Here is a 24062-nt window from a genome sequence, read left to right on the forward strand (position 1 = left end):
GTCGAATCCGGCCCACGGCGAGCCCCAGATGCCCTGGACCACGTTGTAGTCCTTGAAGGCGATCACGTTGTTCGCCATGGGGATGTACTGGAATACCACGAAATACGCGACCGGCAGGACCAGCAGCACATACAGCTGCCAGTGACGGCGCAGATTCCGCCTGCGGGTCCTTCGGCTGCGCTCACGGACGGTGGCCGGGGCCGGCGCGTCCAATGCCGCGGTCACCGCTTCGCCTCTGTCCTCATGCGCCCCATGTGGCGGCGCTCCCCGTTCAAGAACTGCACCATCGCTCCTTCGCGATCAATTACGTGAACCTTCACGGTCAACCCGTGAAGGTTCACGGTAGAGAGAGAGTTCGATCTTGTCAAGCGCCGGAAACCGGAACTTTCAGATCAGGCGGACTCGCGCCACAGCATCTTCGAGCGGACGCTGCGATGGATCGGGTCAATCCTGGCGAAATCCGCCTTGGCGAGCGTCTCGACGATGTCGAGAGTGTTCGAGGCCAGGCTCTGCTGGTCAAGAGAGATGGTGGTGAGCGGCGGGTCGACCGCGTCGCCGAGCGCCAGGCCGTCCACGCCGACGATGCGGACCTCGCCGGGAACGTCGACGCCGATCGAGTGCGCGCCCTGGATCGCGCCGAGCGCCATCAGATCATTGAACATGAGCACCGCATCGATGTCAGGGTGCACGCGCAGCAGCTCCGCGAACCCCCGCCCGCCGCCGGAGATCGTCTCTTCGCCGACGACCACGCCGACGAGCTGGTCGCCGACCGCCGCCTCGAACCACTCCCGCTTGGGCGAGGGCTCGTAGACGCCTCGGATCCGTTCGGAGTACGCCGAGTCCACCATGCCGAACCGCCGGGCGCCGCGCTCACGAAGGGCGCTGACGGCGTCGGTGATCCCTGACGCTATGTCGATCTCGACCGAGTGGACTCCGGGCAGCTCGCTCCGCGACTCCAGCAGGACGACCGGCAGTCCCTGCGCGGCATCCCGGACTTCGGCATCGGATTCCCCGAAGTGGCCGGCGATCACGTCGACCTGGGTGGACAGCAGCCGGAGGGCCTCGACGGCCTCGCCTTCCGAGGCCGCGATCATCAACTGCCACCCCCGGGCCGTCGCCTCTGAGAGCATGTCCGCGGCGATGTCGGTGAAGTAGGGGTTGCGCAAGGAGGCCACCACGAGCCCCAGTGCGTGGGTCTTCTGCCGGTTGACCAGGCTCCGGGCGTGCCGGCTCGGCCGGTAGCCGAGCTGCTCGGCGGCCTCGAGGACCTTGCGCCGCGTCGACTCGCTGATGTCCCCCATGCCGTTCATCGCCCGCGTCACCGTCTGCCTCGAGACCCCGGCCGCCGCGGCCACATCGAGGATCGTCACACGTTTGCCCACTGGGCCACCATTCCCTTGTACTTGCTCATGCTGTTGACCGCCTGCGGCGCGGCGAACCCGACGCCGGAGGACGCGGTGCGCCGCGGCTGGCGGGGCTCGAAACTCGTGAAGGTTCACGGTATCGATACCAGCTGCATAACGCAAGTTCCTTTCCGGTGCCGCTCAATCCCAAGCGGCACTGAGCCGCGCATACTCCTCAGAAGTGACCGGCAGCACGACGCCATGGCAGGGGTCCTTCGGGAGCCGGTAATCCTCGCACCGCGTCCACCGGCCGGACGCGAGGTCGGTCGTCTCGAAGGGGACGTAGCGGCGTTCGGTGAACTCGTCGATCCAGAGGAACCACCGCTGCTCGGTATTCGACTTGTAGACCAAGGGGCCCTCACCCTGGGAGACCGAGTCGAGGCCGATGCCTTCGGCCAGAGGCCGCCAGTCCGCTGCGGTGAGCGACGCCGCGGTCTCGGAGAAGATCGACTTGCCTTGCGGCGCTTCACTACTGCGGCCACGCTCGTCCTTGAGGAAACGGTAGTAGGCGCCATCGTGGTCGATCACCGTGGCGTCGATCGTGTTCCATCCTCGGTCGACCCAGACGCGCGGTTGCGAGAACTCGCGGAAGTCGCGGGTCGTCGCGCACATGATCCGGTTGTAGCTCTCGCCTTCGTGCCGGGCGTCGCGGTAGAGCTTCGACGACCAGTGGACGAGGTAGGCGCCCTGATCAGGGTCCCAGATCGCCTCCGGGGCCCAGGTGTTCCCCGCCTCGGGCGGGGCGACCTCGACGAGCCGTCCCTCACCCCAGTCGACGAGGTCGGTGGACTCCCAGACCATGATCGAGCGGCTGCCTCGGCGCTGGATCTCCTCCCAATCACCATTGGCGTGCACCCGCAGGTCGGTCGCGACGAGGAAGCACCGGTCACCTTCCGGGGAGCGGACGAGGTGCGGGTCCCTGACGCCGCGTTCGCCGATCGTGGAGTACAGGACGGGCTTGCCGCCGTTGAGATCTTCGAAGCGGAGCGGATCGTCGCCGTCGCTCAAGGCGAAATGGATCTGCTCGCCGTCGACCGACTCGCGCTTGAAATGCACATACAGGTACCCCGTGAAACTCGGGTTCATCAGCCCACCGATTCTTCTGAAGCGTTCGCTCGACATGTCCGACGGAGCTCGGCGCCGGTCCCGATGAAGGGAGGCCGACACCAGCGACCGCGCTCCGATCCGTGAAGGTTCACGGTAACGTTGGGAGAGCGCTGCGGCAAGTGTCACCGCTTCCGACGCGCAGCGCCCGGCGCTCCGCCGCATCCGCCCCCGGGCCGATCCGGTCGACCTAGTTGCCGAGAATCACGGACTTCTGGTTCATTTCCGTGGAAATGACCGGCGCGGGCAGCAGCACAGAAAACGCATACAGGAGGATTGATCATGAAAGTCGTGGTTCATTTTCGGGATGCATGAGATAACGCTTCGCCTCGACGACCCGCCCGAGGTGGTGAACGCGGGCTTCGCCATCCACGGCCTGAGCACCCTCGAGGACCATTTCCGCCTGCCTGACCTGTGGCAGTTCCATCTCTACCAATACGAGGCCGAGCTGGAAGTCGACGGCTCCCGCCACCACATCAAGCCGGGCCGCGTCAGCCTCATCCCCGCCGATACCGACGTGCACTACCGCTATCGGGGACGCTCAGAGCACTTCTACGTGCACTTTCGCCCTTCGGCGAGAGGGACCCCGCATACGCTCCCGCTCATCCAGAACTCCGGTTCCGCCGGCCCGGCGCTCGCCGAGATGTTGCGCCAGGCGGTCACCGCGGGCGCCGATTCCCCAGCGAACGCCTCAGCCGAGGTGTGGGCCGCATTGTGGAGAACGGTGCGATTGCGCCCGAGCGCGCCCGGAGGCGGGGAACACCCGGCGGTGGCCGCGGCCATCGCCTACATCGAGCAGCGGCTACCGCGTCCGATGACGGTCCCGGACGTCGCAGGCGCGGTCGGGATCTCCCACAATCACCTCACCAGGCTGTTCAAGGAGGCCACCGGTTCCACATTGGTCGCGTACATGCGGCATCGCCGGATGGTGCGGGCCGGGCATCTGCTTCGCGAGTCGACACTGTCGATCCCAGCGGTCGCCGCGTCCGTCGGCATCCCCGATCTCCAGGCGTTCAACAAGGCCTGTCACCGAGAGTTCGGCGCATCGCCCCGCGCCGTCCGCGCCTCGGCCGAACCCTGACCGCGATGGCGCAACGCTCTAGCCCATTTTCATCAAATGAAGGAGCTATGCAAATGACGACCGAAATGTCGTAACTCGGGCTAAACGGGCATGTTGCGTCGACCTCCACGATGTGGCATGTTGAGCGCGAAGACGAAACATTCGATCTTTCCCTGGCCGGGGTTCCGCCTGCACCCGGATCGACAGCAGTGCCGCCGACTCACGCGAGAGACCACCGGGCTCGAGTTTGTTTATACATATATAACTATTTACATACTCGAGTTCAACGGCGGACCATCCGCTGAGGGTTCCAGCGCAGCGCCCCGACCCCGTATCACCGCCAACCCTCTAGGAGTGACATGCAATCCATCCGACATCGAGGCCGACGGCGGCTCGCCGTGATCACCGTCGCGGCCGCCACCCTGACGGCCGGGCTCAGCGCCGTCATTCCCGCAGTCGCCCAATCAGCCGCAGGCTGCGAGGTCGACTACCAGGTCAGAACCGAATGGCCCGGCGGCTTCGTCGCCGACGTCGAGGTGACCAACCGGGGCGAGGCCAAGAGCGGCTGGGAACTCAAGTGGGACTTCCCGTCCGGCCAGAGCGTCACCCAGGCCTGGAACGCCGACATCACCTCCTCCGGGAGCGCCGTCACCGCCAAGCACGCGAGCTACAACAAGGACCTCGCCGCCGACGAGTCGGTGAACTTCGGGTTCGCCGGCTCGTTCGGTGAAGCCAATGAGGCCCCGACCTCGTTCACCCTCAACGGATCCGCCTGCGCCGTCCCCGGCGGGGAACCGACCGGCGAACCGTCCGAGGACCTGACCCCGATGGAGACCGTCGCCGCGATGCAGCCGGGCTTCAACCTCGGCAACTCGCTCGACGCGATCCCCGACGAGACCTCGTGGGGCAACTACCCGATCAACCAGGCGCTCGTCCAGGACGTCAAGGAGGAAGGCTTCAACAGCCTCCGCCTCCCGGTCACCTGGAACGAGCACCAGGGGGAGGGCCCCGACTACGCCATCGACCCGGCATACCTCGACCGTGTCGAGGAAGTGGTGGACTGGGCGCTCGAGGCGGACCTGTACGTCCTGCTGAACACCCACCACGACTCGTGGATCTGGCAGGCGGACATGAAGACCAACCGAGAGGAGATCCTCGCCCGCAACGACGCGCTGTGGACCGCCATCGCCGAGCGCTTCAAGGACCACCCGGACGAGCTCCTCTTCGAGAGCTTCAACGAACCGCAGTTCTACGACGCCACGGACGAGGAGAAGTACCAGTACCTCGACGAGCTGAACAAGCAGTTCCACGAGATCGTTCGCGGCACCGGCGGCGGCAACGCCGACCGGGTGCTGGTCCTGCCGACGCTGCACACCAGCGGCGACCAGACCCCCGTCGACGAGCTGACCCAGACGTTCACCGACCTGAACGACCCGAACATGGCCGCGACCATCCACTTCTACGGGTACTGGCCGTTCGCGATGAACCTCGCCGGGAGCCCCACGTTCGACCAGTTGACCAAGGACAACATCCACGACGCGTTCGACAACGTGCACGAGGCGTTCGTCGCGAACGACATCCCGGTGATCATCGGCGAGTACAGCCTGCTCGGCGGCAACGTCGAGGGCAAGGTCGAACGCGGCGAGATCCTCAAGTTCCTGGAGTACGCCGGCTACTACGCGAGGGAAGCGAACCTCACGACCATGCTGTGGGACTGCGTCCCCGGCTACGACCGCGACAACCTGCAGTTCCGCGACGCCGAATACTGGGGCATGTACCAGGCCGCATGGACCACGCGTTCGGGTGTCGCCGAGACCGACCAGCTGTTCATCGAGCGATCCGGTGAGATCACGGACGAGACCGTCGCGCTGGAACTCAACGGCCTCGAATTCGAAGGCCTGCGGCACGGCGACACGCAGCTGACCGAGGGCGCCGACTACACCGTTTCGGGCAGCGAGCTCACCATCAAGGCCTCGCTGCTGACGACGCTGCTCGGCGACCGCGAGTACGGCAAGAAGGCCGACCTGCACGCCGACTTCTCGGCGGGCCAGCCGTGGCGGATCAGCCTGATCAGCTACGACACACCGCAGATCGCCGACGCGACCGGGGCCGCGGACACGTTCGCGATCCCGACCGAGTGGAACGGCGACCAGATGAAGACCATGCAGGCCGTTTACACCGACGACGGCGGCAACGCCGGCCCGATCGAGTGGACCTCCTGGAAGGAATGGGGCGAGGGCTTCATGCCGGACTACGCGGCGAACGAACTCGACCTCGGCAGCAAGTTCTTCAACGACGTCCAAGACGACCGGCAGGTCGAGCTCACCCTCTACTACTGGAGCGGAGCGACCCTGACCTACTACGTCACCGAATCCGGCGGCACCGTCACCGGCACCGTCGGCTGACGCCCGACAGCATGAACGCGGTCCCGGCCCCGATGGGCCGGGACCGCGTCCGGAAGGGACCGATCCGTTGCGACTCCAGGCGTCAAAGCCGCGGTTCGCCGCACCGCCGGCGCTGGCCATGCACAGCACTCATTCGGGTGGTGCGAACGCCTGGAAGAAGAGGGGCAGGGTCCCGAGGAGACCGAGGCCGATCAGGATGAGCGAGATCGCGAGCTCTTTGCGGGATTCGACCTCCTTGCCGCGATACAGCAGATGCAGCACGATCCAGGCGGCCAGCCAGACGGCCACGGCTCCGATCGTCTTGCCCGAAAGCGGTCCGACCGGGTCGTAGAAGTTGAGGAACTCCTTGACCCGCTCGTTGGCCTCCGCCAGCGTGGTCAAGAGCCCCAACGCGAAGGAGCCGATCCCGGCCGCGAGGACGGCCGCCGCGATCGGGCCCTCGGGTTTGTCGGTGTAGTCGCCGAGCTCGGGTTCGGTGGCACCGGCGTCCGCATTCGAGGTCATGTCGCAGCACTCCTAAATCAAGGGGGCGGTCTTGGTGATCAGCGCCCCGAGGATCCCCGCGATCGCTGCGATGGCGAACGCGAGCACGAACAGCGCCAGCGTGGTCCGGCGCAGCCGCTCGTGGAGGATGAGGCCGGCGCCGTAGTAGAGGACGATGAAGGCCACGAGCGTCGCCAGGATCGGGCTGATCCACGCGATGTGCTCCTTCCACTCCATCCCGAAGTGATGCCACTGCTCTTTGGCCGGATCGGCCAGCAGGACCGACCGCGGACTGTCCGGGACGTCCTCGCGGTACCACGGGTAGACGATCCAGGTGCCGGTCAGCACCGTGCCCCACGCGGCGACGGCCATGGCGGTCGTGCCGATCTTCAGCCGCAGCGCCCGACCGCGAATGCCCTCGGCCGTCATCAGATGCGGCCGCAGGCTCCACAGCCCTTCGAGGCCACCGGCGAACCCGAGCAGGAAGACCGCACCGAACACCATCCCGTGGACCAGCGTCCAGAACTCATGGTGCGTCAAGCTCAACGAGCCCACCACCTCTCGAATAGCGATCTCTGGAGTCGAACAGCTCTACTCCGGACCCTAGACGGAAGTCTCGGAACCGTCCTGATAATTCGGACGTCCGAGGCCGGACGGATCCGCGTCGAGGCGCTTGCCTGAGCGGCGGGCCGCGATCTCGGCGGAGCCGTCGCCGACGTCGCGCAGGCGCCCCTCCTGGTCGGCACCGCCGTGCCGGTGATGCCGGTTCCCGGTTGCGGCCCGCCAGAGTCGAAGGCGCCGCCCCGCGTCGTGCCGGCGCGGGGCGGCGCCTTCAGTTTCGTGCCTCGGCGGCTACCGTCGTTCGAGGATCCAGACGGCGCTGTCGTCGGTGGCGCCGGTGTTCCACCGCACCTCACCGGTCGAGGTCGCGTAGAGGTACGACCGGTCCGGGGCCTCGTTGTTGAGCCGGAAACCGCCCGGCGCCGGCTCGATGCTCCACTTCGTGTCGGGACCGATGTAGCCGTCGTTCCATTTGACGACGTTGTTCGGTTCCGTGTCCAGATACGACCGACCGGACCTGGCATTGTCGATCGTCCAGGTGCCGTCGGAACCTCGGGTGAAGATCCAGTCCTGGTCGTCATAGACGGTCCCGGCCTCCATACCGAGGCTCCCCGCGCTTCCCGAGTCCAGGTACTCCCCCGTCGCCGCGTTCCTCAGCCTGTAGGTAGCGCCGCTCACCGGACCGGCGAGCTCGGCCAGCTTCGCGGTGAGCACCGGCACGAAGAACTCGGTGATGCCCGCGATGTTCGGGTGCGTGCCGGTACCGCCGGTTCCCGGATAGGAGTTCACCAGGTCGTCGAACGTGTAAGCCACCCGATGGCTCTCGATTCGGGTGTCGAACGCCGAGTCCGCGAAGACGTCGGCGACCGCGATGCCCCACTTCTGCGCGGCGTTCAGATTGAGGTCGCGAAGGGCGAGCTGGATGTCCCAGTCACGCGAGCCCAACTTGTGGACGGGCACGTACACGATCTGGGCGGAGGGCCACTTCCGCTGCATCTCGTAGATGGTGGCTTCGAGCGATCCTGCGTAGGTGCTGGTGTCGAAGGTCGCTGGATCCTTTGAGGCACTGAGGGAGCCGATCTCGTAGCCGGTCCCGAGGAGCGGGATGGCGTCGTTCGTGCTGCCGTCGAAGACCACGAAATCAGGCGCCACGGAGCTTGCCGACTTGACCTGCGTGAGGATCTTCCCGACGGGGTCACCGGACACCGGTCCCACCGTCGCGCCGTTCACCGCGTACTTGGTCAGCGCCATGCGTTCGCGTTCGGCCACGAAGTCGACGAAGCCGCGCGAGTACTTGTGCCCGCGAACGATGCTGTCGCCGAATGCGTAGACGGACGAGCCTTCGAGGATTCCTTCAGCGGTGTGATCGGGCCGGTCGAGCCGGAAGTTGTCGATCGACTGCACGCCGGTGCCGTAGTAGTTGCAGGCGACGAGCTTCGCAAGGTTCGTCCCCGTGATACTGCCGGTGCCGGAGGCCCTCACCACCGGGGACGCCTCCTTGCTGGTGATCGAGTACTGGACCGTGCCGACGGTGAAGTCCATGTGCAGATCGACCGTGTACCACTTGGTACGGTCGAAGCCGGTCTTGATCCAGGTGGGATTGAGCGAGTCGGGGGCCGAGGAGGAGTCCGAGTCGGGGCCCGTCACCGCATAGCGCAGTTCAGAGGCGGTCGCGGCGATGGCGAAGACGAGGCGTCCGCTGCTGTCGCGAAATTCCAGACCGGTCTTCATTCCGTCGCTGGCGATCGCCGTCTTCCAGTCGAATTGCAGGTCGATCGTCTTCTCACCCAATGTGGATGAGGAGAACTCCCGCACTGACGAAGTGTAATTGTTCATGTTCTCCGTGACGTTGAGAACGCCGTTGCCGATGCTCGCTCCCGTTGGGAAACCGAAGTTCGGGGGGTCGGTCTGAGCGTCGAAGGTCTCGTCGATCAGAACTTCGGCGGCTGCGGCCGAGTTGGGGGCGATGAGGACTGAGACGAGCAGGAACCCGGCGATGAGCGCACCGGCCCACTTTCGCAGCCGAGAGCCCGCGTCTTCCAGAGGGATATTCACGTCGATCTCCTTTGATCTGTTGGTAATTCGTTCTCGGCCTGCGAAACGAGCGCGTCGCCGCTGCCAGATCGACCGGGACTGCCGGGCTCCGAGCGAACCGCTCGGAGCCCGGCCGCCGAGCCGGAGGTCCAGTTCCTACTGCAGTTCGAACGTCCAGACGGTGTTCGCGTCGGCGGCTCCGGCGTTCCAGCCGACCGATCCGCCCGAACCGTAGAGGTATCCGCGCCCGCTCTGTTTGTTGTCGATCCGGAAGCCGCCGTCCACCGCTTGGATCGCCCAGAGCGTGTCGTCGCCGAGCCATCCCTCGTTCCAGATGACCACGCCGTTCGGATCGGTGTCGAGATATTCGCGACCGGTTCGGACGTTGTCGATCGTCCAGTACCCGGGCTGCTGCTCCTTGAGAATCCAGCGCTGGTCGTCGTAGACGCTGCCCGGTTCCAGTGCGACGGCGCCGTCGGCTCCGGAGTCGAGATACTGCCCGGTCGATGCGTTCCTGATGCGATAACGCTGTCCGCTCTGCGGAGTCGCCGCTTCGACGCTCACGTCGTCGACGTGGGCCGAGCCGCGCTCGCTGGCGTTGGCGTACCACGCGATCGTCGCTACGCCGGGCATGGCGTTGCGGAACGCGGCGTCGGTGAGCACTCGCTGGCCGTCGACATCGAGGCTGTAGCGCTGGGCCTCGGTGTCGAGGGTGATCGCGATCCGATACCACTGGCCCGATTGGTACGAGCCGACGACGCTCGAGGAGTTCCCCTGGTACGCGATGATGTTGCCGTTGGCGAAAGCGACGCTGATGGCCTGCACCCCGTCTGCGTTGTACACATAGGGCAGGCCGAACCAGCCGCCCTCGGTGTCGTTGCGCATCACGCTCGCCTCGACGGTGACGATGCCCTGCAGCGGGTTGGCGAACACGCGGGCGAGCTTGGTGCCGTCGACGCCGCCGCCGTTGGCGGTCCGGGCCAGTCTGACGCTCTTGTTGCTCGAGGACGGGTTCGCGACGACGTCGACCGCGTTGTTGGCCGAAGTGACCCGCCAGCCGTTCGTCCCGCTGGACAGCGGCCCGGCCTGAAGGCCGTTGAACGACTCGGACACCCTGTACACCGAGGTGCCGGCCGCCTCGAACGCGCCGATGTCGGTGGCCGTTCCCCTCGGCACCGCCGCGCCGACGAAGTCGCGTGCACCGTTGCCCGCGACCTCGACGCCCGCATCGATGAACGCCGAACCCGCGCGGAGCGCGAAGTTCTCGGCGGTGTCCAGGCGCGGCCCGTTCACGTCCCCATACGGCCCCGTGACGCCGGGGTTCACGAACAGCGGGTCACCGACCACGCCGTCGCCCTCGGCCGACGGCGGCGTGAGGTTCGAGGAGTAGCCGTTGTTGTGGTAGATCAGGTTGCTCGGCTGATCGAACCGGACGTCGGAACGTGCCGAGGAGAACAGGTTGTTGCTCAGTGTCGCCGTCCCGCCGACGGGGCCGGTGACCATGTTCGGCGCGGTGGTGCTGTGGAAGACGTTGTTGTAGATCTGGGCGGTCGTGCCGGACTGCTGGGAGAAGTGGAGGTTCCACCGCGTCGAGCCGGTCACGACGTTGTAGCGGACGATCGCGCTGCCGAACCTGTAATTGCTGTTGCAGCCGCACAGGAGGATGCCGTCCTCGTTGTCGTGCAGGTAGTTGTACTGGAACAGCTGATTGGTGGTGGCGATGTCGGGGTCCATGCCGTTGCCGTCGGCGCTGCCGTTGGCCCGTTCGGTCCCGAAGATCTCGTTGAACTGGACGGTGACGCGGTCGGCGGTGAAGGTCTCGATGCCGGAGACGCCGACGTTGTCGACCACGTTGTCCTCGACCAGGCCGTCTCGGACGTTGGTCAGGTAGACGCCGTTGGCGCCGAACTGCGTGTCCTTCTGCGTGATGTAGTTGCCGCGGATCACGACGTCCGTGTGCGGGGCGAAGCGCGTGTCGCCGGCGGTGCGGCGGGTGCCCCAGCCGGTCGGCACCGCGCCGGGAGCGTCACCGGTGTACTGCTTGACGGTGATGCCGGCGAACGAGGTGTTCTTGATCGTGGAGTTCTCGATGGCGATGCCCGCGAACACGGTCGGACTCCCCGGAGCGGTGATGTCGGGAACCGAGGTGAGGAAGATGATGCCGCCGGTGTTCTTCGAGCGGTCCCAACCGGTGCCCCAGTTGATGCCCGGGCTGTCGTTGGCGGAGTTGCCGCCGATCCAGTTGATCTCGCCGGTGACGTCGTGGACGTCGACCGAGTCGATCACGAAGTGGCTCAGGGTCTGGCCGTTGTCGCCGTGGACGCCGACTCCGCGGAAGTCGCCGAGGTGCCCCCCGGAGGTGCTGGTCGGCGGCGCCGTGTTCGAGACGTCGAGGTTGCGGATCTCCCAGTGCTCCTGGTTGAACAGGCGCACGGCGTCGGCGACGAGACCGGCGCCGGCGATCCGGGGTTTGACGCCGGTGCCATAGCGGTCGATGGTGATCGGGGAGCCGGCGGAGCCGGAGCCCTTGGGCCAGAGCTGCCCCGTCCAGGTGTCGCCGGACCGCAGGAGAATCTTGTCGCCGGGACCGAACGTCGTGCCGTTGACCTTTGCCAGCGTCCGCCAGGGCTGCTCCTGGCTGGTTCCGGTATTGGCGTCGCTGCCGGTGGCGCTGACGTAATAGGTGGTGTTCGAGGCGGCGGCCGGCGCGGCGCTCAGTACGACGGTCGTGAACGCGACCGCCAGCGTGCACACCACCGCCACGACGGCCCGGGCCAGTGAGCGAAGCAAGCGGTCTTGGTTGGGGGGCATGGATTCGTCCTCATCATTGAAGTTCGCGGTATGGGTCATTCAGCTGTGGGCATCGGTCGGGACACTGAGGCCGTCGGGCGCCATGGGCGCCTTTCAGGTCCGAGCAAATAGTGATCGTTCACCATATTCGATCCCTTGAAAATAGTGATCGTTCACCACTTCGTCAATATGTTGAACGGAATCAATGCGAGAAATTCGAGAAATGACCGAACGTCCGACGGCGGACGCTCCCCATCGTGAAGAAGCCGCGAGGATCGGCGGACTCGTGCGACAGTCCGAAATGCCTGCCTGGGCCTCGTTTGCCCGGGAGCACGCATTTCGGCGTCTCCGATCCCAAGAGGTTCCGCTCACGGTCTCGAAACCGGCCCGTCGGCCCTCGGCCCACCCCCGAGCAGCGCGTCAGCCTCAGTACGCCTTCCGTACGGGCGCCTACACCCAATATGACCTCGCCACCGGGGCCGGGACGGGCGGCGGCGGCCGGTTCGACACCTGCTGATCACTGTGGACGTTCCGGTCGCGGGTGCGCCGCTGCGCGACAAGCGCAACGGCTTCGCGATCCCGCCGGAAGGAGTGGTCCGGGAAGCTCGTGGTCAAGGGCGTCCCGACCGTCGCGGACGCGAAGCCGGACATGGGCGTCGACGGCATCACGCTCTCCAACCACGGCGGCAGCCGGCCCGACCGCCACGATCCCGTTCCACCTGCTGCCCGAGGTGGTGCGCGAGGTCGGCCGGGACACTGAAGTAGCGGTCGAACGCACGAGAATGAGCAAGCGCAGACGACCGTGCCGGAGCCGGCCACCGTTCACTAGCGGTGGCCGGCTCCGGCACGGCGCGAGGCGCAACATCACGGACGTTCACGCGCTCAAGATGGGAGCGCTGACTGGATCCGTTTCCTACATGATCGTTTGAGGCGACCGTTCATCATGGCCGCCTCGGCGGGCTCATGCGGGATCGGCGGAGCGGGCGGTCTTCTCCCAGGCCCGCCAAGTGTCCATACGCCGTTCGTGGGCGGCGAGGACCAGGTCGTATCCCTGCGAGGCGAGGATCAGGCGGGTGGGCGGCTCGGCCGCGTCGACGGCGGCGAAGAATGCTTCGATGCTGTCCTCAGCGGTCGGCGCCGGTCCGTTGCTCCAGTTGGCCATCGCGTCGCGCAGCGGCTGGTACAGCGAGTTCGGCTGCGAGCGGCTGGCGGAGGCGCCTGCCCAGTCGGTAGCGAAGCCGGACGGTTCGATCAACGTGGTCTTGATGCCGAATCCGGCGACCTCTCCAGCCAGCGCCTCGGTGAGTCCTTCCAGGGCCCATTTGGAGGCGTTGTAGACGCCCAGCCCGGGGAACGCGGTCACGCCCCCGATGCTGGAGACCTGGACGATGTGCCCCCCGCCCTGCTCGCGGAGCAACGGGATCGCGGCCTGAGTGATCCACAGCGCACCGAAGAAGTTGGTCTCCATCTGCGCGCGGGCCTCGTCTTCGGTGACCTCTTCGGTGGTCCCGAAGTGGCCGTAGCCGGCGTTGTTGACGACCACGTCGAGGCGGCCGAAGTGCCGGTGCGCGGCTTGGACGGCGTTGATGTCCGCGTCGCGGTCGTTGACGTCGAGTCGGATCGTCAGCACGGCGTCGCCGAAGCGGTCGCTCAGCTCCGTCAGCGTGTCGACGTCGCGGGCGGTGGCGGCGACCCGGTCGCCGCGTTCGAGGGCGGCGGTGGTCCAGGCGCGGCCGAAGCCGCGGGAGGCGCCCGTGATGAGCCATGTCTTCGACATTGGAAGTCCCTTCTCTCCTCCGGCGGGAGCCGGAGCGATACGGCGCCGGCGACTTGCGGCGACGTCTTCGATGACTTCACTATACGCCTAACATGTCTCAGTGTGTCAAGTCAGGCCTTGTGTGCTCAACACAACTCTTCGTGCCAGACGGTGTACGCTGTCCTCATGGAGGAGCCGAAAGTGGGACTGCGCGAGCGCACCCGCAGCGTGGTGCGCGCGGAGCTGGCGCAGGCGGCCCTGAAGCTGTTCGTAGAGCAGGGCTTCGAAGCGACGACAGTGGAGCAGATCGCGGCCGCGACAGGCCTGTCCCGCCGCAGCTTCCACCGCTACTTCGCCAGCAAAGAGGACGTGTTCGGGCAGTGGTTCGTCGAAATGGGCGGGCAGCTCGCCACGGCCCTGGAATCACGTCCGACACAAGAGCGCCCGTGGCTCGCACTGCGCCGGGCCTTCGACGACCTCGTACAGGGCATGAGCGAGCGGCCGCAGTCGCTCCAGATCACCCGGATGATCATGAACACCCCTGCACTGCATGCCACTCACCTGCTCAAGCACGCGCTGTGGCGGGACGCGCTGGCCGACGTGTTGCAGCGCCGCCTGTCCGAGGACGGCCGCGAACTGGGGCGGATCGCCGCGGTCGCACTCGTCGGCGCCGCCCTGGCCGGCCTCGACTCCGCTCAGTCCGCATGGGCGTCCGAGGACAACAAGCAGTCGCTCGGCGCGCTGCTGGACGAGGCCATGAACGCCATCGCACCGCTGACGGAACCGGCACCCCTCGCACGCCCGCACCCGGCGTTACCGCCTCGCGGCCCGGAGACGGCCGTTTCCGGCGATACGGCCCCGGCCATAGCGGCCGAGTTTGCGCATCGAAGAGATCTCCAGCCGCCGCTCACGGGACCCGGCCTCAACCAAGACCGACAACGGCCTGACCTTCACCACCCGCCCGAAAGACGGCCACAAGCCAGGCAGGCCGTCGCGCGTCGACACCGCGCTCTGGACCCCCGGCCGAATCTGCCGCCAGACGCGGAGGGTAACTGTCAGCGGCGGTCCAACCGGGGCGGCCGGTGGTCATTCCGGCATTAGAGCGGCTTCGAGGCGCCCTGCAACTGAGAAGACCTAGAAGCTCGCCAAGCCATGATGTGTCCCTAAATCGCCTGATCCAACGTGCCAAAACCGTTATCTAGATATCGACAGATTCAGTTGACATGATCTGGAACCGTTGTCATTCTGGATCGCGAGAGGGCCTTCGCCTCGGAATGAGTACCGCGTTTGGCTCCCCGGCGGCCGGCAGGGCCCGCCGATCGGGAACCGGGTGTGACTTCGCAGGGTCTCTTTCCGTTCCAGGCCATGGGACCAGCCTCTCGGCGGGCACCGGCAACGCGCATCACCTCGAGCCCGGAGCGCCCGCACCATCCGCTAGAAGGACAACCATCAAAGGAGATGACCCATGGCATTCGATCCCGACAGCATCAGACTCGGTCGCCGCGGCCTGCTTGCGGGCGGTGGCGCCCTGGCCTTGTCGACGTTCGTGGCGGCGCCAGCGTCCGCGGCGGAGATGCCGCCGAACCCGCTCGAGAAGCCCGGATGGATCCTGGACCGGAACGACGAGTTCAACGGAAGCCTCGACTCGAACCTGTGGGTGACGAAGTACCTCGAGTCCCGAACCACCGCAGAGCGGGCCTCGGCCCGCTACGGGTTCCGCAACAACGCCCTCGTACTGCGCATCGACGACGACCAGCCCACCTACTACTCCGACAACCCCATGAAGGTCTCCAGCATCCAGACCGGACAGAAGACCGGCCTGCACAAGACTGCTCCCTTCGATCACAGCATCCCCACAGATTGGAAGTACGCCCCGAAGTACGGATACTTCGAGATCCGCGCCAAGACCTCGGCACGCAGCGGGATCCACGCCGCGTTCTGGACGCTCGGCTGGGAGGACACTCCCGAGCACAACGCAGAGATCGACATCATGGAGGACCCGGGTCCGAATCCGGACAAGTTCCTGTTCAACCTCCACAAGTGGTCGGATCCGAACGTCATCGAGAACTCCAACACCATCACCGCCGGATTCGACCTCACCAGCGAGATGCACATCTACGGCCTTCAGTGGGATCCGAGCCAGATCAAGCTGTTCGTCGACAACAACCTGGTGAAGACGATCAGCTCCTCCCCGGCGTACAACATGGTGTTCCTCTTGAGCATCTATGAGAACGCCGGGTGGACCGGCACCGTCGATCCCACCGACACCCGGCCGAAGGAATTCGTGATCGACTACTTCCGCGCCTACAAGCCCGGGGGCCCGCAGAGCGGTCAGACCTACCGGCTCCGCAACGTCGCGACCGGGCAGTACCTCGACTCGGGCGCCGCCGGCGCGGTCGCACTGGAGCCGGGAAGCATCTACGACGACCAGCAATGGATCCTCAAGGAGCAGCAACCCGGGTACTGGACGATCGACAACGTCCGGGAGGGCCGCAAGTACCTGGACACCCAACCAGACGGCGTGGTCATCTGGAACGACGGATGGTACGGCGACGACACACTCTGGTCATTCGAAGCCGCTGACGGCGGGCTCCGGATCAACAACAAGCAGAGCGGGCGCGGGTACCTCTACGGGTCGGGAAGCTCGGTCGGCTGGAACACCGGAGCCGCCGACGCGAACACCGTCTGGACGCTCGAACCGCAGTAGGAAGGCAGCGCCTCGGCTTGGCGGCCGGGCCCCGGGAAGCGCCCGGGGTCCGGCGGCCGATGCCTTTCGAGGAAGTCGGCTACGACAAGCAAGTCCGGACCGACCCGGCCCTGCCGCCGGCCCGGGTCCAGCACCTGACCCAGGCCATCCCCACCCGAAACTGGGCCGCCGGAGCAGGCTCCCGCAGGCAACGGGTTCACGAACGCGGCCGCGAAGCGTCTCATCTTGCATCAGCTCATGAACACGTGGACTGCGCCTTCGGCATACGTCGACACTTGCCCGAGTTTCGGCGCGCTCGTGTCGACATGCGTCTTCGAGACGTTGACGCACCGACGGGCTCAGCTGGCGCGCAGGGGGCCGCGGCTGCGGCCCCGGCCTCCGGTTCGGTCAGGCAGCACGGAGCTTCCCGCGCAGCCACCAGGCGATCTGGAGGAGCACACCCAGGGCGATCGCCCCCATGAGGACGTACAGCAGCACCTCGTCCGCGATGGCGATCGCCGATTCCAGGTGCGCGCCGGTCCTCCACTGCGGTACCTGAACGCTGATCGCGAAGACCGCGCAGCCCAGGGCGGGCAGGCCGTAGGCGAGGCGGCGGCCCGCCAGCGGCCAGGCGGCCGCGATGAGTACCGCCGCGGCGGCGGCGAACGCCGCGGTGAAGCCCGGTGACGCCGTCTCGCTCGGATTGCCGGCGGGCAGGAAGTACACGGCGGTGACGAAGAGCGAGAGCAGCATCGCGGCCAGGGCGCCTCCTTCGGCGAGGTACGTCTTCACGCGTGGGCGCGGCATCCGCCATGAGGCCCAGAGCAACCAGGGTGCAGGCAGAGACAGGACCGCGATGCCGAGTGCGGTCTGGACCGGGCCGGACAGGTCCCCGTCCGAGGCGAGCCAGCTTAGGAGAAGGAAGAGCCATGCGAACGGGGCGAGCCCCCAGATGACGGCGGGCACGATGCCCTTTGCAGCGGTGGTCTGCGGTGTCGTGTTCATGAGGCCAGTGTCGCTACCATGCGCAAGCACCTCACTACCGAATTCGCGACTCAGTTGTAGCGTTCCTACAACAGATCCCGGCGATCGGTCCGTGATGCCCTCGTTTTTTCTCGGGTTTCCACAAACGGTCTGCCGTGGTCGTCCGGTCAGGCCCTTCGGCATTTGGCATGGAAGAAGCAGTACCGCTTGGTGACGCAGAAGGCCGCCGCGGCTATAGGGAGCGAGCGAGGCCCTGGAGCAGTCGCGGCTCAGGCCGTGGTGTTTCCCATCGGGTGACACTATTCGCGCCTATGCTAATCGTGTCGGCTGATTTGTCTGGCTTGGAGACTCCGAATGCGACGAATACTCTTCACCACCTTCGCCGCGGTGGCGCTGGTGTTCGGTGGCGCCGCGGTCGCGTCGGCGCAAGACACCGATGTCACGGTCACGGTCGAGCAGGGCGCCCTGGCGATCAGCGTGCCGACTTCGTCCGATCTCGGCACTGGTACTCCGGGCACCACGGCGACCGGTCAGATCGGAACAGTCACGGTCACAGACAACCGCGCTCTGCTGACCGCCACCTGGACCGCATCGGTCTCTTCCACCGCGTTCACGACAGGGGGTGCAACGGGCGCTGAGACCATTCCGAACACCAGCGTCCGGTACTGGTCGGGCCCGGCGACCGCCACCAGCGGCACCGGTGTGTTCACCCCCGCCCAACCGCTCGCTGCGAACGCGGTGACCCTCAGCGCCGAGCAGACTGCGTTCACCTTGACCGCAGGCGTCGGCAGCAACACCGCCTCCTGGAACCCGACCTTGCTGATCGACCTCCCGGCCGCCGCCGTCGGAGGTCTCTACACGGGCACGGTGACCCACACTGTCCTCTAGGCTCCAGCTCTGGCTGGTGCTCATGTCGGCGATGATGTTGGCCGCAGTCCCGTCCGACGGCACAGCGCAGGGCTCGACCGAAGGCTCCGGGAGTATCGGCGTCCGGCTCGTAACGCACGGCGGGCCCTCGGACGATCCGCGCTCGGACGCGTACATCGTCGATCACGTCGAACCCGGCGCCGTCCTTGAACGCCGCATCGAGGCCAGCAACGCCTCGACCGAACCGCAGCGGATCGACCTCTATGCGGCAGCGGCAGGGGTCGAAGACGACGTCTTCACCGCTTCCGAGGGGCGAGGCCGGAACGATCTGACCGACTGGACTCTTGTGGAGCCGTCGAGCGTGGACTTGGCGCCGGGTGCGACCGCATCGGTCGACGTCACCATCGACGTCCCCGAACACGCTTCGCGAGGCGAGCGCTATGCGGCGGTCATGGCGGAGGCCGCCTCCGTAGACGGCAGCGGCGTCCGGCAGATCCACCGAGTCGGGGTCCGGGTATACCTCAGCGTCGGCCCTGGCGGGGAGCCGTCCACCGACTTCCGGATCGACGACCTCGAACTCGCCGGGAGTGCTGACCGACCCGCTTTGGTCGCTCGTGTGACCAACACCGGCGAACGCGCGGTGGATCTGGCCGGGTCGGCGACACTTGCCTACGAAGGCGGCACGCTCACCGCCGGTCCCTTCGAATTCCAGGCCGGCACCACGATCGTTCCCGGGGACTCGGGCCGGGTCGCCGCCGAACTGGACGAGCCGCTCGCCGCCGGACCGTGGCTCGCGACGGCGGTCCTGCGCAGCGGTGATGTTGAACGCACCGCCCAGCTCACCCTCGACCTACCCGGAATCGACGCCGACGCCGAACCTGATTCCCCCTGGGCGGCAATTCTCATCGCCCTCGCCGCGGTGCTCGCCGCGATCGTGCTGATACGACACCTCTCCCACCGCAAATCCGACGCACCCTGACCAGCCCGACATCCCCGCTCGAGCCGATGGGCACGCCATGCGTCGCAGAAGGCGCCACCGCAGGTAGACGTCATGCTCGTACGCCTGTCCAGCCCACTGACGGGCGATGGCGACGCTTCGGGCCCCTCAAGACGCACGGCCTCAACGGCAGAATTCACGATTGAGAGCGTCACGGAGCGAAGTCCCCGCCCGCTCCACCGACGCCTCTCCCCCGCCCAACGGACGACTCTCGTTACCGCATACGAGTCCGGCGCTAGACAGAAGGATCTTGCCATCCAGTATGGCGTCAGCGTTCGCAGCGTCAAGCGCCTCATCGCAAAGGCCCGAGCATCACGATCTGACTGGAGCGGTTCTCCGAACTCGGGCCATCTGAGTGAGGTCCTTCCGTGTTCCACGGCCAAGGAGGTTGTTGGTGTAGACGACTGACTTGTTGCCGTTGCTCAACCCGCTTGGAGAACTTCGATGAGGTGGACGGTGTCTGTGAGGAGCGGCAAAGCAAGGATGAACTCGTCCAGGGCATCAGGCAATTTGGACCGGTCACGGATCTCAATGGCTTCAAGGCAGATTTGGACCCCGCTGCCGACCTGTTCCAGGGACTCATCCCACAGCACCTGAGCTTCGGCGTTCGGGATCGCGAAGTAACGTCGCGCGTCTGTCACATGCTCGCCAATCAGCGCGCAATATGTCTCAAGCCGCTGCCAGTCCAGATCTTCGATTATCGGCCTATGCTCAATCCCTGTCTCGAACCCCACGATTTCGAGGTTCTCACTCAGGATCGGACCCTCAACTACCGTAAACGGCAGGGTCGCGAGGGCCGAATCCAAATAGTTACGGTCTTCGTAGAGGTTCTTGTACAGACCGTCGACCAACTCAAACCCGCCATACTCGAGCCACGAGTAGATCTGGAGGGCCTGCACCTCCGGAGACGCCGGGGCATAGCGGTCCGCCGCCACGAGTTCGGCCACCTCCACATCGATGATGCCGGAGTCCGTCTCGGTGGCAGCGACGGTTTCGGACCGGATCGCGATCCCTGCGATCGGCACGCAGACTGCCACGACGCCCCAGACCCGGACACGCCGCACCGCGGCGGCACGGGTAAGTGGGCACAGCCGAATCAACCGTCTGCTCGGGAACCGACGGAGCATCCTCTGGATGCCGCCGACCAGCGCGGCACCCGCAAAGCCGACGATGGCGGCGAGGACCAGGCACGGGAGCGCGTCGGTGTTGAACAAGTTCACCGCAGCCCCGGGAGTCAGGCCGCACGTGTCTCGGAATACATTCAGCGATCCAAGACAACCGTCGGCCATATTGAGCGCGAACGCCATCGAGAGGCTCATCCAGGCCGCGAGCTGTGCGCTGATGACGGCGAACAGCAGACGATAGCGTCCTGCCAGAGCGCTCGCGACCATCGCCGCTGCCATGGCGCCTAGCGCCACAGCCGTCACAATACCGGTGGAGTGGACCTTCAGGTGCAGACCACCCGCATCGTCGATGAAAGCGGGCGCCCACGGCGCCATCAAATCCCTGACCGTCAAGATCGCGGCGAATGCCACCAGCGCACCGAGCACGACTGCACCGGTGAGCCTTCGCGGCGGAATCAGATCAGTCGTCGCCTTCGGCCGCATCTGACCGAACCGCGCTGTCCAGGGCCGTTCGCCGTCGCCTCCAGGCACCGACCATGCCAGGAGCGGAAGGAGAAGTACCCCCAGTGCAGTCCAGGTCAACGGAACCAGATGCAGCGTCCGAAAGAAGACAGCGATTGAGGAGATCGCGGAGAGCACCTGCCCATAGGAATCGGACAGGTCAGATGAGCGTTCCTCCATCAAGGACCGCTCGATGAAGATGATGTCAGTCATGTCGCCGAAGGTGAATCCGAGCCCGCCCTTGATCCACCATGTCAGCGCTACTCCCAGGAGTATTCCGGACCCGATCAGGTTCCCGAGCATGATCGGTCCGATCCGCTTGCCCGGCCAGCGTTCGGTCCAGATCCGGGCGCTCTGGGACACCCAGCAGGTGAAGGCCGTCGCCATGGGCACCAATATCAGGTAGACAGGCGGATAGTCGGGGAGCCATTGGATATGAAATCCGTCGTTGACGCTCACGAACTGTCCGAGGACCAGGCCTGCTCCTAGCCAGCATCCTTCGGTCGCGCCGGTCGGCGCCGCTCTGTCGTGCAGTACGGCGTGGATGGCGGCGTTCCACAGCGAACTACCGACGACGATGGTCACCAGCGCGACCGCGGGTGCAACGAGGAACAAATCAGTCCAGGTTGTCGGCACTTTGAGGAAGTGCAGCATTTCCCTTGGAACTTGATCGGTGATGAGCATGGCCGCGGCCCCGCTGAGGACCAACATGAGCGGCCGAGGTCTGTAGAGCATCGCGTGGTCGCTGAGCACGGCGTACCGCGACCGCGGGCTGGGATGGGTCTGCCACACCTGGCCCAACCACCGAAGCAGCCGGTGTCGGTTCGTCTGCTCGGTGAGTTTCCCGAGCGCACGCGGATCCGCTCCCGATTCGATGGCGACTTGATCGGCGTCGAGTTCACGACGGCGAAGAACCTCAAGCCTGGCGAGGTATGTCATGAACACCAGAATGATCCCGAGACTCAGGTTCGCCAGGAGCAGCGGCACCAGATCGGGAGCAAGACCCTGAGCAACATTGGGCAGAGCGATGGACTGGGTGATCAGGTAAGGGATGATCACGAGGACGACGAACACTCGCCAAAGCGCCACCGAGGCGTAGGTGAGGGTGATGTCACGATTGCGGATGTGAGCCATCTCGTGCAACAGCACCGCTTCGAAGACTTTCGGCTGTGATTGCCGCTCCCTGATTGCCGCTCCGTTGATGCGGATCACCGGTTTGCGGTTGCTGCCGAAGACGACGGCACCGATGGTCGGTTCGACCAAGTCGATCACGATCTTGGGAGTCGTTCGCAAACCCACCCGCTCAGCCAGTTCCTCGATCTGGTCGCGGATGGCCGTGTCGTGTTCGGGAAGCACCGCGACGTGGCCGCGGCGCGTTCGCCAAATCGGCAGGATCAGGAAGAGGATCCAGGCGGCGCCGACAACGAGCAGCACCCCCAATGGACCGATCCATATGGGAGGGAGGCTCACATGTTCGGCGACGCAGTCGTAGTGGGCCTCTGATCGGTTGAGGATCGCCAGGTTGCTTGCACTGGTGCTGATCTTGAGCTGCTGTGGGTCGAACCCGCCCGCGAGAAGGCAGCCGAGGGCGTGGGGCTCAGGATCGGGGTCGAGTCCTTCCAATACCGACGCGGCCATCGCCAAGCTCGCAAGCAGCATGAGCACGATCATCTGGATGAATCGGGCGATGGAGTCGGCGCTACGTGAGGGCAGATCAAGCAGGGTCTGCGTCGGCCGCGCCGGGTGCATCGGACTGGTCAGTCTCCGCGCTCGATCGACGGGGGCTCACCGGCTCGGCCCCTCGCAATCCTCGAGACCAACGCGTCCGCGATCTCCGCAGCCCGATCTTCCGAAAGGCCCTTGTGTTGCGCGATTGCCCTCACCTCGTCCCTCAGAAGCTCGAGCTGCTGCGATTCCATGACCGGAAGCCGCACTTGGCGACGTGGCCTCCGCAGCACCCGCCGGGCACCCGCGGACAACTTCTTCACAGCAGACTTGACTCCCTCGGCCACGATCTGCTTGAGCGCTTCATCGAGTGCAAGCCAAAGGATCGGGGCTATGAGAACGACGATCTCTGCGGTGCCGAATCCAAGTTGCTCCCGTTTGCGGGGACGCCGCTTCATGAGCTTCACGACCTGGCGGTGGTCCAGCTCAAGCAGGCCGTCGACGATCGGCAGCTCGCTCGGTTCGACTTCGGCAACCACGTCACGGACGATCGTTCCGATTGGTTCACCGTGCCGGACAATCGATTCGGTTGCGTTCTCCAGCGTGTTTCGGGGGTGCATGGCGGCGATCGTAACAAGCAGAAGCATTCTCATTGGGCATCTTGACCTGCGAGTTCCCAGGTGGACCCGCATATGTCAGAATCCCGACAAAACTTCACTCAAAGCTGCCGCCGAGGAGGATCGGGTCGACGCAGAGCAGGTCGCAGACGTTCGTGAGCGCGACCCCGAGCGCGCTCAGCGCCAAGGCAAGCCGATGGGCCTGCGGCTGCTGCCCTCCCGCGCCTGACTGGAGCTGGTCGCAGTCGCCGACCGACTTACCGCGGCCAGCAGAGACAGCGAGGCCGGGCGCAATCGCGAGGTCGTGCCCGGCCACGGCCGTTCACATCTATCACAACCGGTCACACGCGTTCACACGCGGTCACAAGTCGGGACGGCAGTGTCCTCGTTCAGGACATAGGAAACCCATCTCTCGGGTGTGGATGGCGTATCGAAAGGATGGGTCTCCAAGCTCATCAGCCGATACCGCCATGAAGGCGCCGCCCCACCGCCTAGCCGGCGGTCGAGGCGGCAAGAACGCCCTCGAGCACGAACTCGCGCGACTGGGCGTCACTCAGAAGAACTCCCGACCCAAAGCCGCCCCCGGCACCGACCTCCAGGCCCCTGACCCCGGGCGTATCCGCACCGACACCATCGACAAAGCCGGATCCGTCACCATGCGCCACAACGGGAAACTCCACCACTTCGGCGTCGGCAGGATCCACGAAGGCACCCGGGTCCTCTTGATCGTCGAAGGCCTCGACATCCGCATCATCGACACCATCACCGGCGAAAACCTCCGCCAACTGACCCTCGACCCCACCCGCGACTACCAACCCACCGGCAAACCCAAAGGACCTACCAGACCTGCATAGCAAAACAGGCCGAACCTTTGCAGGTTCGACCTGTTTCCGATCTCGGGGCTTAACCCTTTGACGTTGACACCTTGATCTCCCGGGCCGGTAGGGTTCGGGTTGCAAGGAGTGAAGAGTGTCGACCTCGAAGTATCATCGCCGGTTTCCCGAGGAGTTCAAGGCCGAAGCGGT

The 24062-nt window shown here is 65.8% G+C and carries 18 protein-coding genes and 2 pseudogenes; 8 read left to right on the forward strand and 12 right to left on the reverse strand.

Features of this window, described 5'->3' with window-relative positions; all coding sequences use genetic code 11:
* From JHY01_RS25220 to JHY01_RS25230, 3 genes and pseudogenes are all read right to left on the reverse strand, one after another.
* Positions 1–225: pseudogene (locus JHY01_RS25220) on the reverse strand (sugar ABC transporter permease); the annotation flags it as partial.
* A gap of 167 nt (positions 226–392) precedes the next feature.
* Positions 393–1382, reverse strand: coding sequence for a LacI family DNA-binding transcriptional regulator (locus JHY01_RS25225; RefSeq protein WP_205328491.1), 990 nt, complete (start codon positions 1380–1382; stop codon positions 393–395).
* Between the two features lie 162 nt (positions 1383–1544).
* Positions 1545–2489, reverse strand: coding sequence for a glycoside hydrolase family 43 protein (locus JHY01_RS25230; RefSeq protein WP_205328493.1), 945 nt, complete (start codon positions 2487–2489; stop codon positions 1545–1547).
* A 325-nt stretch (positions 2490–2814) separates the two neighbouring features.
* Here JHY01_RS25230 and JHY01_RS25235 point away from each other — a divergent pair, with 325 nt between their 5' ends.
* Positions 2815–3588: an AraC family transcriptional regulator gene (locus tag JHY01_RS25235; RefSeq protein ID WP_205328494.1), complete on the forward strand. Its 774-nt coding sequence runs from the start codon at positions 2815–2817 to the stop codon at positions 3586–3588.
* A 338-nt stretch (positions 3589–3926) separates the two neighbouring features.
* The gene (locus JHY01_RS25240) at positions 3927–5972 is read left to right on the forward strand and encodes a cellulase family glycosylhydrolase (protein WP_205328495.1); all 2046 of its coding nucleotides are present in this window, start codon (positions 3927–3929) and stop codon (positions 5970–5972) included.
* A 129-nt stretch (positions 5973–6101) separates the two neighbouring features.
* Here JHY01_RS25240 and JHY01_RS25245 read toward each other — a convergent pair whose 3' ends face one another.
* From JHY01_RS25245 to JHY01_RS25260, 4 genes are all read right to left on the reverse strand, one after another.
* Positions 6102–6476 (reverse strand): hypothetical protein, encoded by a 375-nt coding sequence (locus JHY01_RS25245; RefSeq protein ID WP_205328496.1) that lies wholly within the window; start codon positions 6474–6476, stop codon positions 6102–6104.
* A 12-nt stretch (positions 6477–6488) separates the two neighbouring features.
* Entirely contained in the window at positions 6489–7001 is a 513-nt protein-coding gene (locus JHY01_RS25250) for a hypothetical protein (RefSeq protein ID WP_205328497.1), read from the reverse strand.
* 306 nt (positions 7002–7307) lie between these two features.
* Positions 7308–9071, reverse strand: coding sequence for an RICIN domain-containing protein (locus tag JHY01_RS25255; RefSeq protein WP_205328498.1), 1764 nt, complete (start codon positions 9069–9071; stop codon positions 7308–7310).
* A gap of 135 nt (positions 9072–9206) precedes the next feature.
* On the reverse strand, positions 9207–11861 hold the full coding sequence (locus tag JHY01_RS25260; protein ID WP_205328499.1) for an RICIN domain-containing protein: 2655 nt from the start codon (positions 11859–11861) through the stop codon (positions 9207–9209).
* A gap of 489 nt (positions 11862–12350) precedes the next feature.
* On the opposite strand from JHY01_RS25260, the pseudogene JHY01_RS28245 reads away from it, so the two are divergent.
* Positions 12351–12628: pseudogene (locus tag JHY01_RS28245) on the forward strand (alpha-hydroxy-acid oxidizing protein); the annotation flags it as partial.
* A gap of 173 nt (positions 12629–12801) precedes the next feature.
* Here the strand turns inward: JHY01_RS28245 and JHY01_RS25270 are convergent.
* Positions 12802–13617 (reverse strand): SDR family NAD(P)-dependent oxidoreductase, encoded by an 816-nt coding sequence (locus JHY01_RS25270; protein ID WP_205328500.1) that lies wholly within the window; start codon positions 13615–13617, stop codon positions 12802–12804.
* A gap of 165 nt (positions 13618–13782) precedes the next feature.
* Between JHY01_RS25270 and JHY01_RS25275 the strand changes: the two genes are divergently transcribed.
* Together JHY01_RS25275 and JHY01_RS25280 are read left to right on the forward strand one after the other, a co-directional pair.
* Positions 13783–14697, forward strand: a complete 915-nt coding sequence (locus JHY01_RS25275) for a TetR/AcrR family transcriptional regulator (RefSeq protein WP_205328501.1) — start codon at positions 13783–13785, stop codon at positions 14695–14697.
* 364 nt (positions 14698–15061) lie between these two features.
* Positions 15062–16303, forward strand: coding sequence for a family 16 glycosylhydrolase (locus JHY01_RS25280; protein WP_205328502.1), 1242 nt, complete (start codon positions 15062–15064; stop codon positions 16301–16303).
* Between the two features lie 387 nt (positions 16304–16690).
* Here JHY01_RS25280 and JHY01_RS25285 read toward each other — a convergent pair whose 3' ends face one another.
* On the reverse strand, positions 16691–17287 hold the full coding sequence (locus tag JHY01_RS25285; protein WP_205328503.1) for a hypothetical protein: 597 nt from the start codon (positions 17285–17287) through the stop codon (positions 16691–16693).
* Between the two features lie 333 nt (positions 17288–17620).
* Between JHY01_RS25285 and JHY01_RS25290 the strand changes: the two genes are divergently transcribed.
* Both JHY01_RS25290 and JHY01_RS25295 read left to right on the forward strand, forming a co-directional pair.
* The gene (locus tag JHY01_RS25290; RefSeq protein WP_205328504.1) at positions 17621–18154 is read left to right on the forward strand and encodes a hypothetical protein; all 534 of its coding nucleotides are present in this window, start codon (positions 17621–17623) and stop codon (positions 18152–18154) included.
* 31 nt (positions 18155–18185) lie between these two features.
* On the forward strand, positions 18186–19112 hold the full coding sequence (locus tag JHY01_RS25295; protein ID WP_205328505.1) for a hypothetical protein: 927 nt from the start codon (positions 18186–18188) through the stop codon (positions 19110–19112).
* A 440-nt stretch (positions 19113–19552) separates the two neighbouring features.
* On the opposite strand, the gene JHY01_RS25305 is transcribed toward JHY01_RS25295, so the two are convergent.
* The 3 genes from JHY01_RS25305 to JHY01_RS25315 all read right to left on the reverse strand — a co-directional run bounded on the left by JHY01_RS25305 (position 19553) and on the right by JHY01_RS25315 (position 23353).
* Positions 19553–22504, reverse strand: a complete 2952-nt coding sequence (locus tag JHY01_RS25305; protein WP_205328507.1) for a M48 family metallopeptidase — start codon at positions 22502–22504, stop codon at positions 19553–19555.
* A gap of 8 nt (positions 22505–22512) precedes the next feature.
* Complete coding sequence (locus JHY01_RS25310) at positions 22513–23073, reverse strand: hypothetical protein (RefSeq protein ID WP_205328508.1); 561 nt, start codon at positions 23071–23073, stop codon at positions 22513–22515.
* Positions 23074–23134: 61 nt separating this feature from the next.
* Positions 23135–23353, reverse strand: coding sequence for a hypothetical protein (locus tag JHY01_RS25315; protein WP_205328509.1), 219 nt, complete (start codon positions 23351–23353; stop codon positions 23135–23137).
* Between the two features lie 154 nt (positions 23354–23507).
* Here JHY01_RS25315 and JHY01_RS25320 point away from each other — a divergent pair, with 154 nt between their 5' ends.
* The gene (locus JHY01_RS25320; protein ID WP_205328510.1) at positions 23508–23891 is read left to right on the forward strand and encodes a hypothetical protein; all 384 of its coding nucleotides are present in this window, start codon (positions 23508–23510) and stop codon (positions 23889–23891) included.
* The last annotated feature ends 171 nt before the right edge of the window (positions 23892–24062 follow it).

Source organism: Glycomyces sp. YM15 (genome assembly GCF_016918015.1).
GTDB lineage: Bacteria > Actinomycetota > Actinomycetes > Mycobacteriales > Micromonosporaceae > Glycomyces.

Coding starts and splice junctions, on each gene's coding strand:
- JHY01_RS25230 (WP_205328493.1), bottom strand. CDS start 2,489: ATGAACCCGAGTTTCACGGGGTACCTGTATGTGCATTTCAAGCGCGAG.
- JHY01_RS25235 (WP_205328494.1), top strand. CDS start 2,815: ATGCATGAGATAACGCTTCGCCTCGACGACCCGCCCGAGGTGGTGAAC.
- JHY01_RS25240 (WP_205328495.1), top strand. CDS start 3,927: ATGCAATCCATCCGACATCGAGGCCGACGGCGGCTCGCCGTGATCACC.
- JHY01_RS25245 (WP_205328496.1), bottom strand. CDS start 6,476: ATGACCTCGAATGCGGACGCCGGTGCCACCGAACCCGAGCTCGGCGAC.
- JHY01_RS25260 (WP_205328499.1), bottom strand. CDS start 11,861: ATGCCCCCCAACCAAGACCGCTTGCTTCGCTCACTGGCCCGGGCCGTC.
- JHY01_RS25270 (WP_205328500.1), bottom strand. CDS start 13,617: ATGTCGAAGACATGGCTCATCACGGGCGCCTCCCGCGGCTTCGGCCGC.
- JHY01_RS25275 (WP_205328501.1), top strand. CDS start 13,783: ATGGAGGAGCCGAAAGTGGGACTGCGCGAGCGCACCCGCAGCGTGGTG.
- JHY01_RS25280 (WP_205328502.1), top strand. CDS start 15,062: ATGGCATTCGATCCCGACAGCATCAGACTCGGTCGCCGCGGCCTGCTT.
- JHY01_RS25285 (WP_205328503.1), bottom strand. CDS start 17,287: ATGAACACGACACCGCAGACCACCGCTGCAAAGGGCATCGTGCCCGCC.
- JHY01_RS25290 (WP_205328504.1), top strand. CDS start 17,621: ATGCGACGAATACTCTTCACCACCTTCGCCGCGGTGGCGCTGGTGTTC.
- JHY01_RS25295 (WP_205328505.1), top strand. CDS start 18,186: ATGATGTTGGCCGCAGTCCCGTCCGACGGCACAGCGCAGGGCTCGACC.
- JHY01_RS25305 (WP_205328507.1), bottom strand. CDS start 22,504: ATGCACCCGGCGCGGCCGACGCAGACCCTGCTTGATCTGCCCTCACGT.
- JHY01_RS25310 (WP_205328508.1), bottom strand. CDS start 23,073: ATGAGAATGCTTCTGCTTGTTACGATCGCCGCCATGCACCCCCGAAAC.
- JHY01_RS25320 (WP_205328510.1), top strand. CDS start 23,508: ATGAAGGCGCCGCCCCACCGCCTAGCCGGCGGTCGAGGCGGCAAGAAC.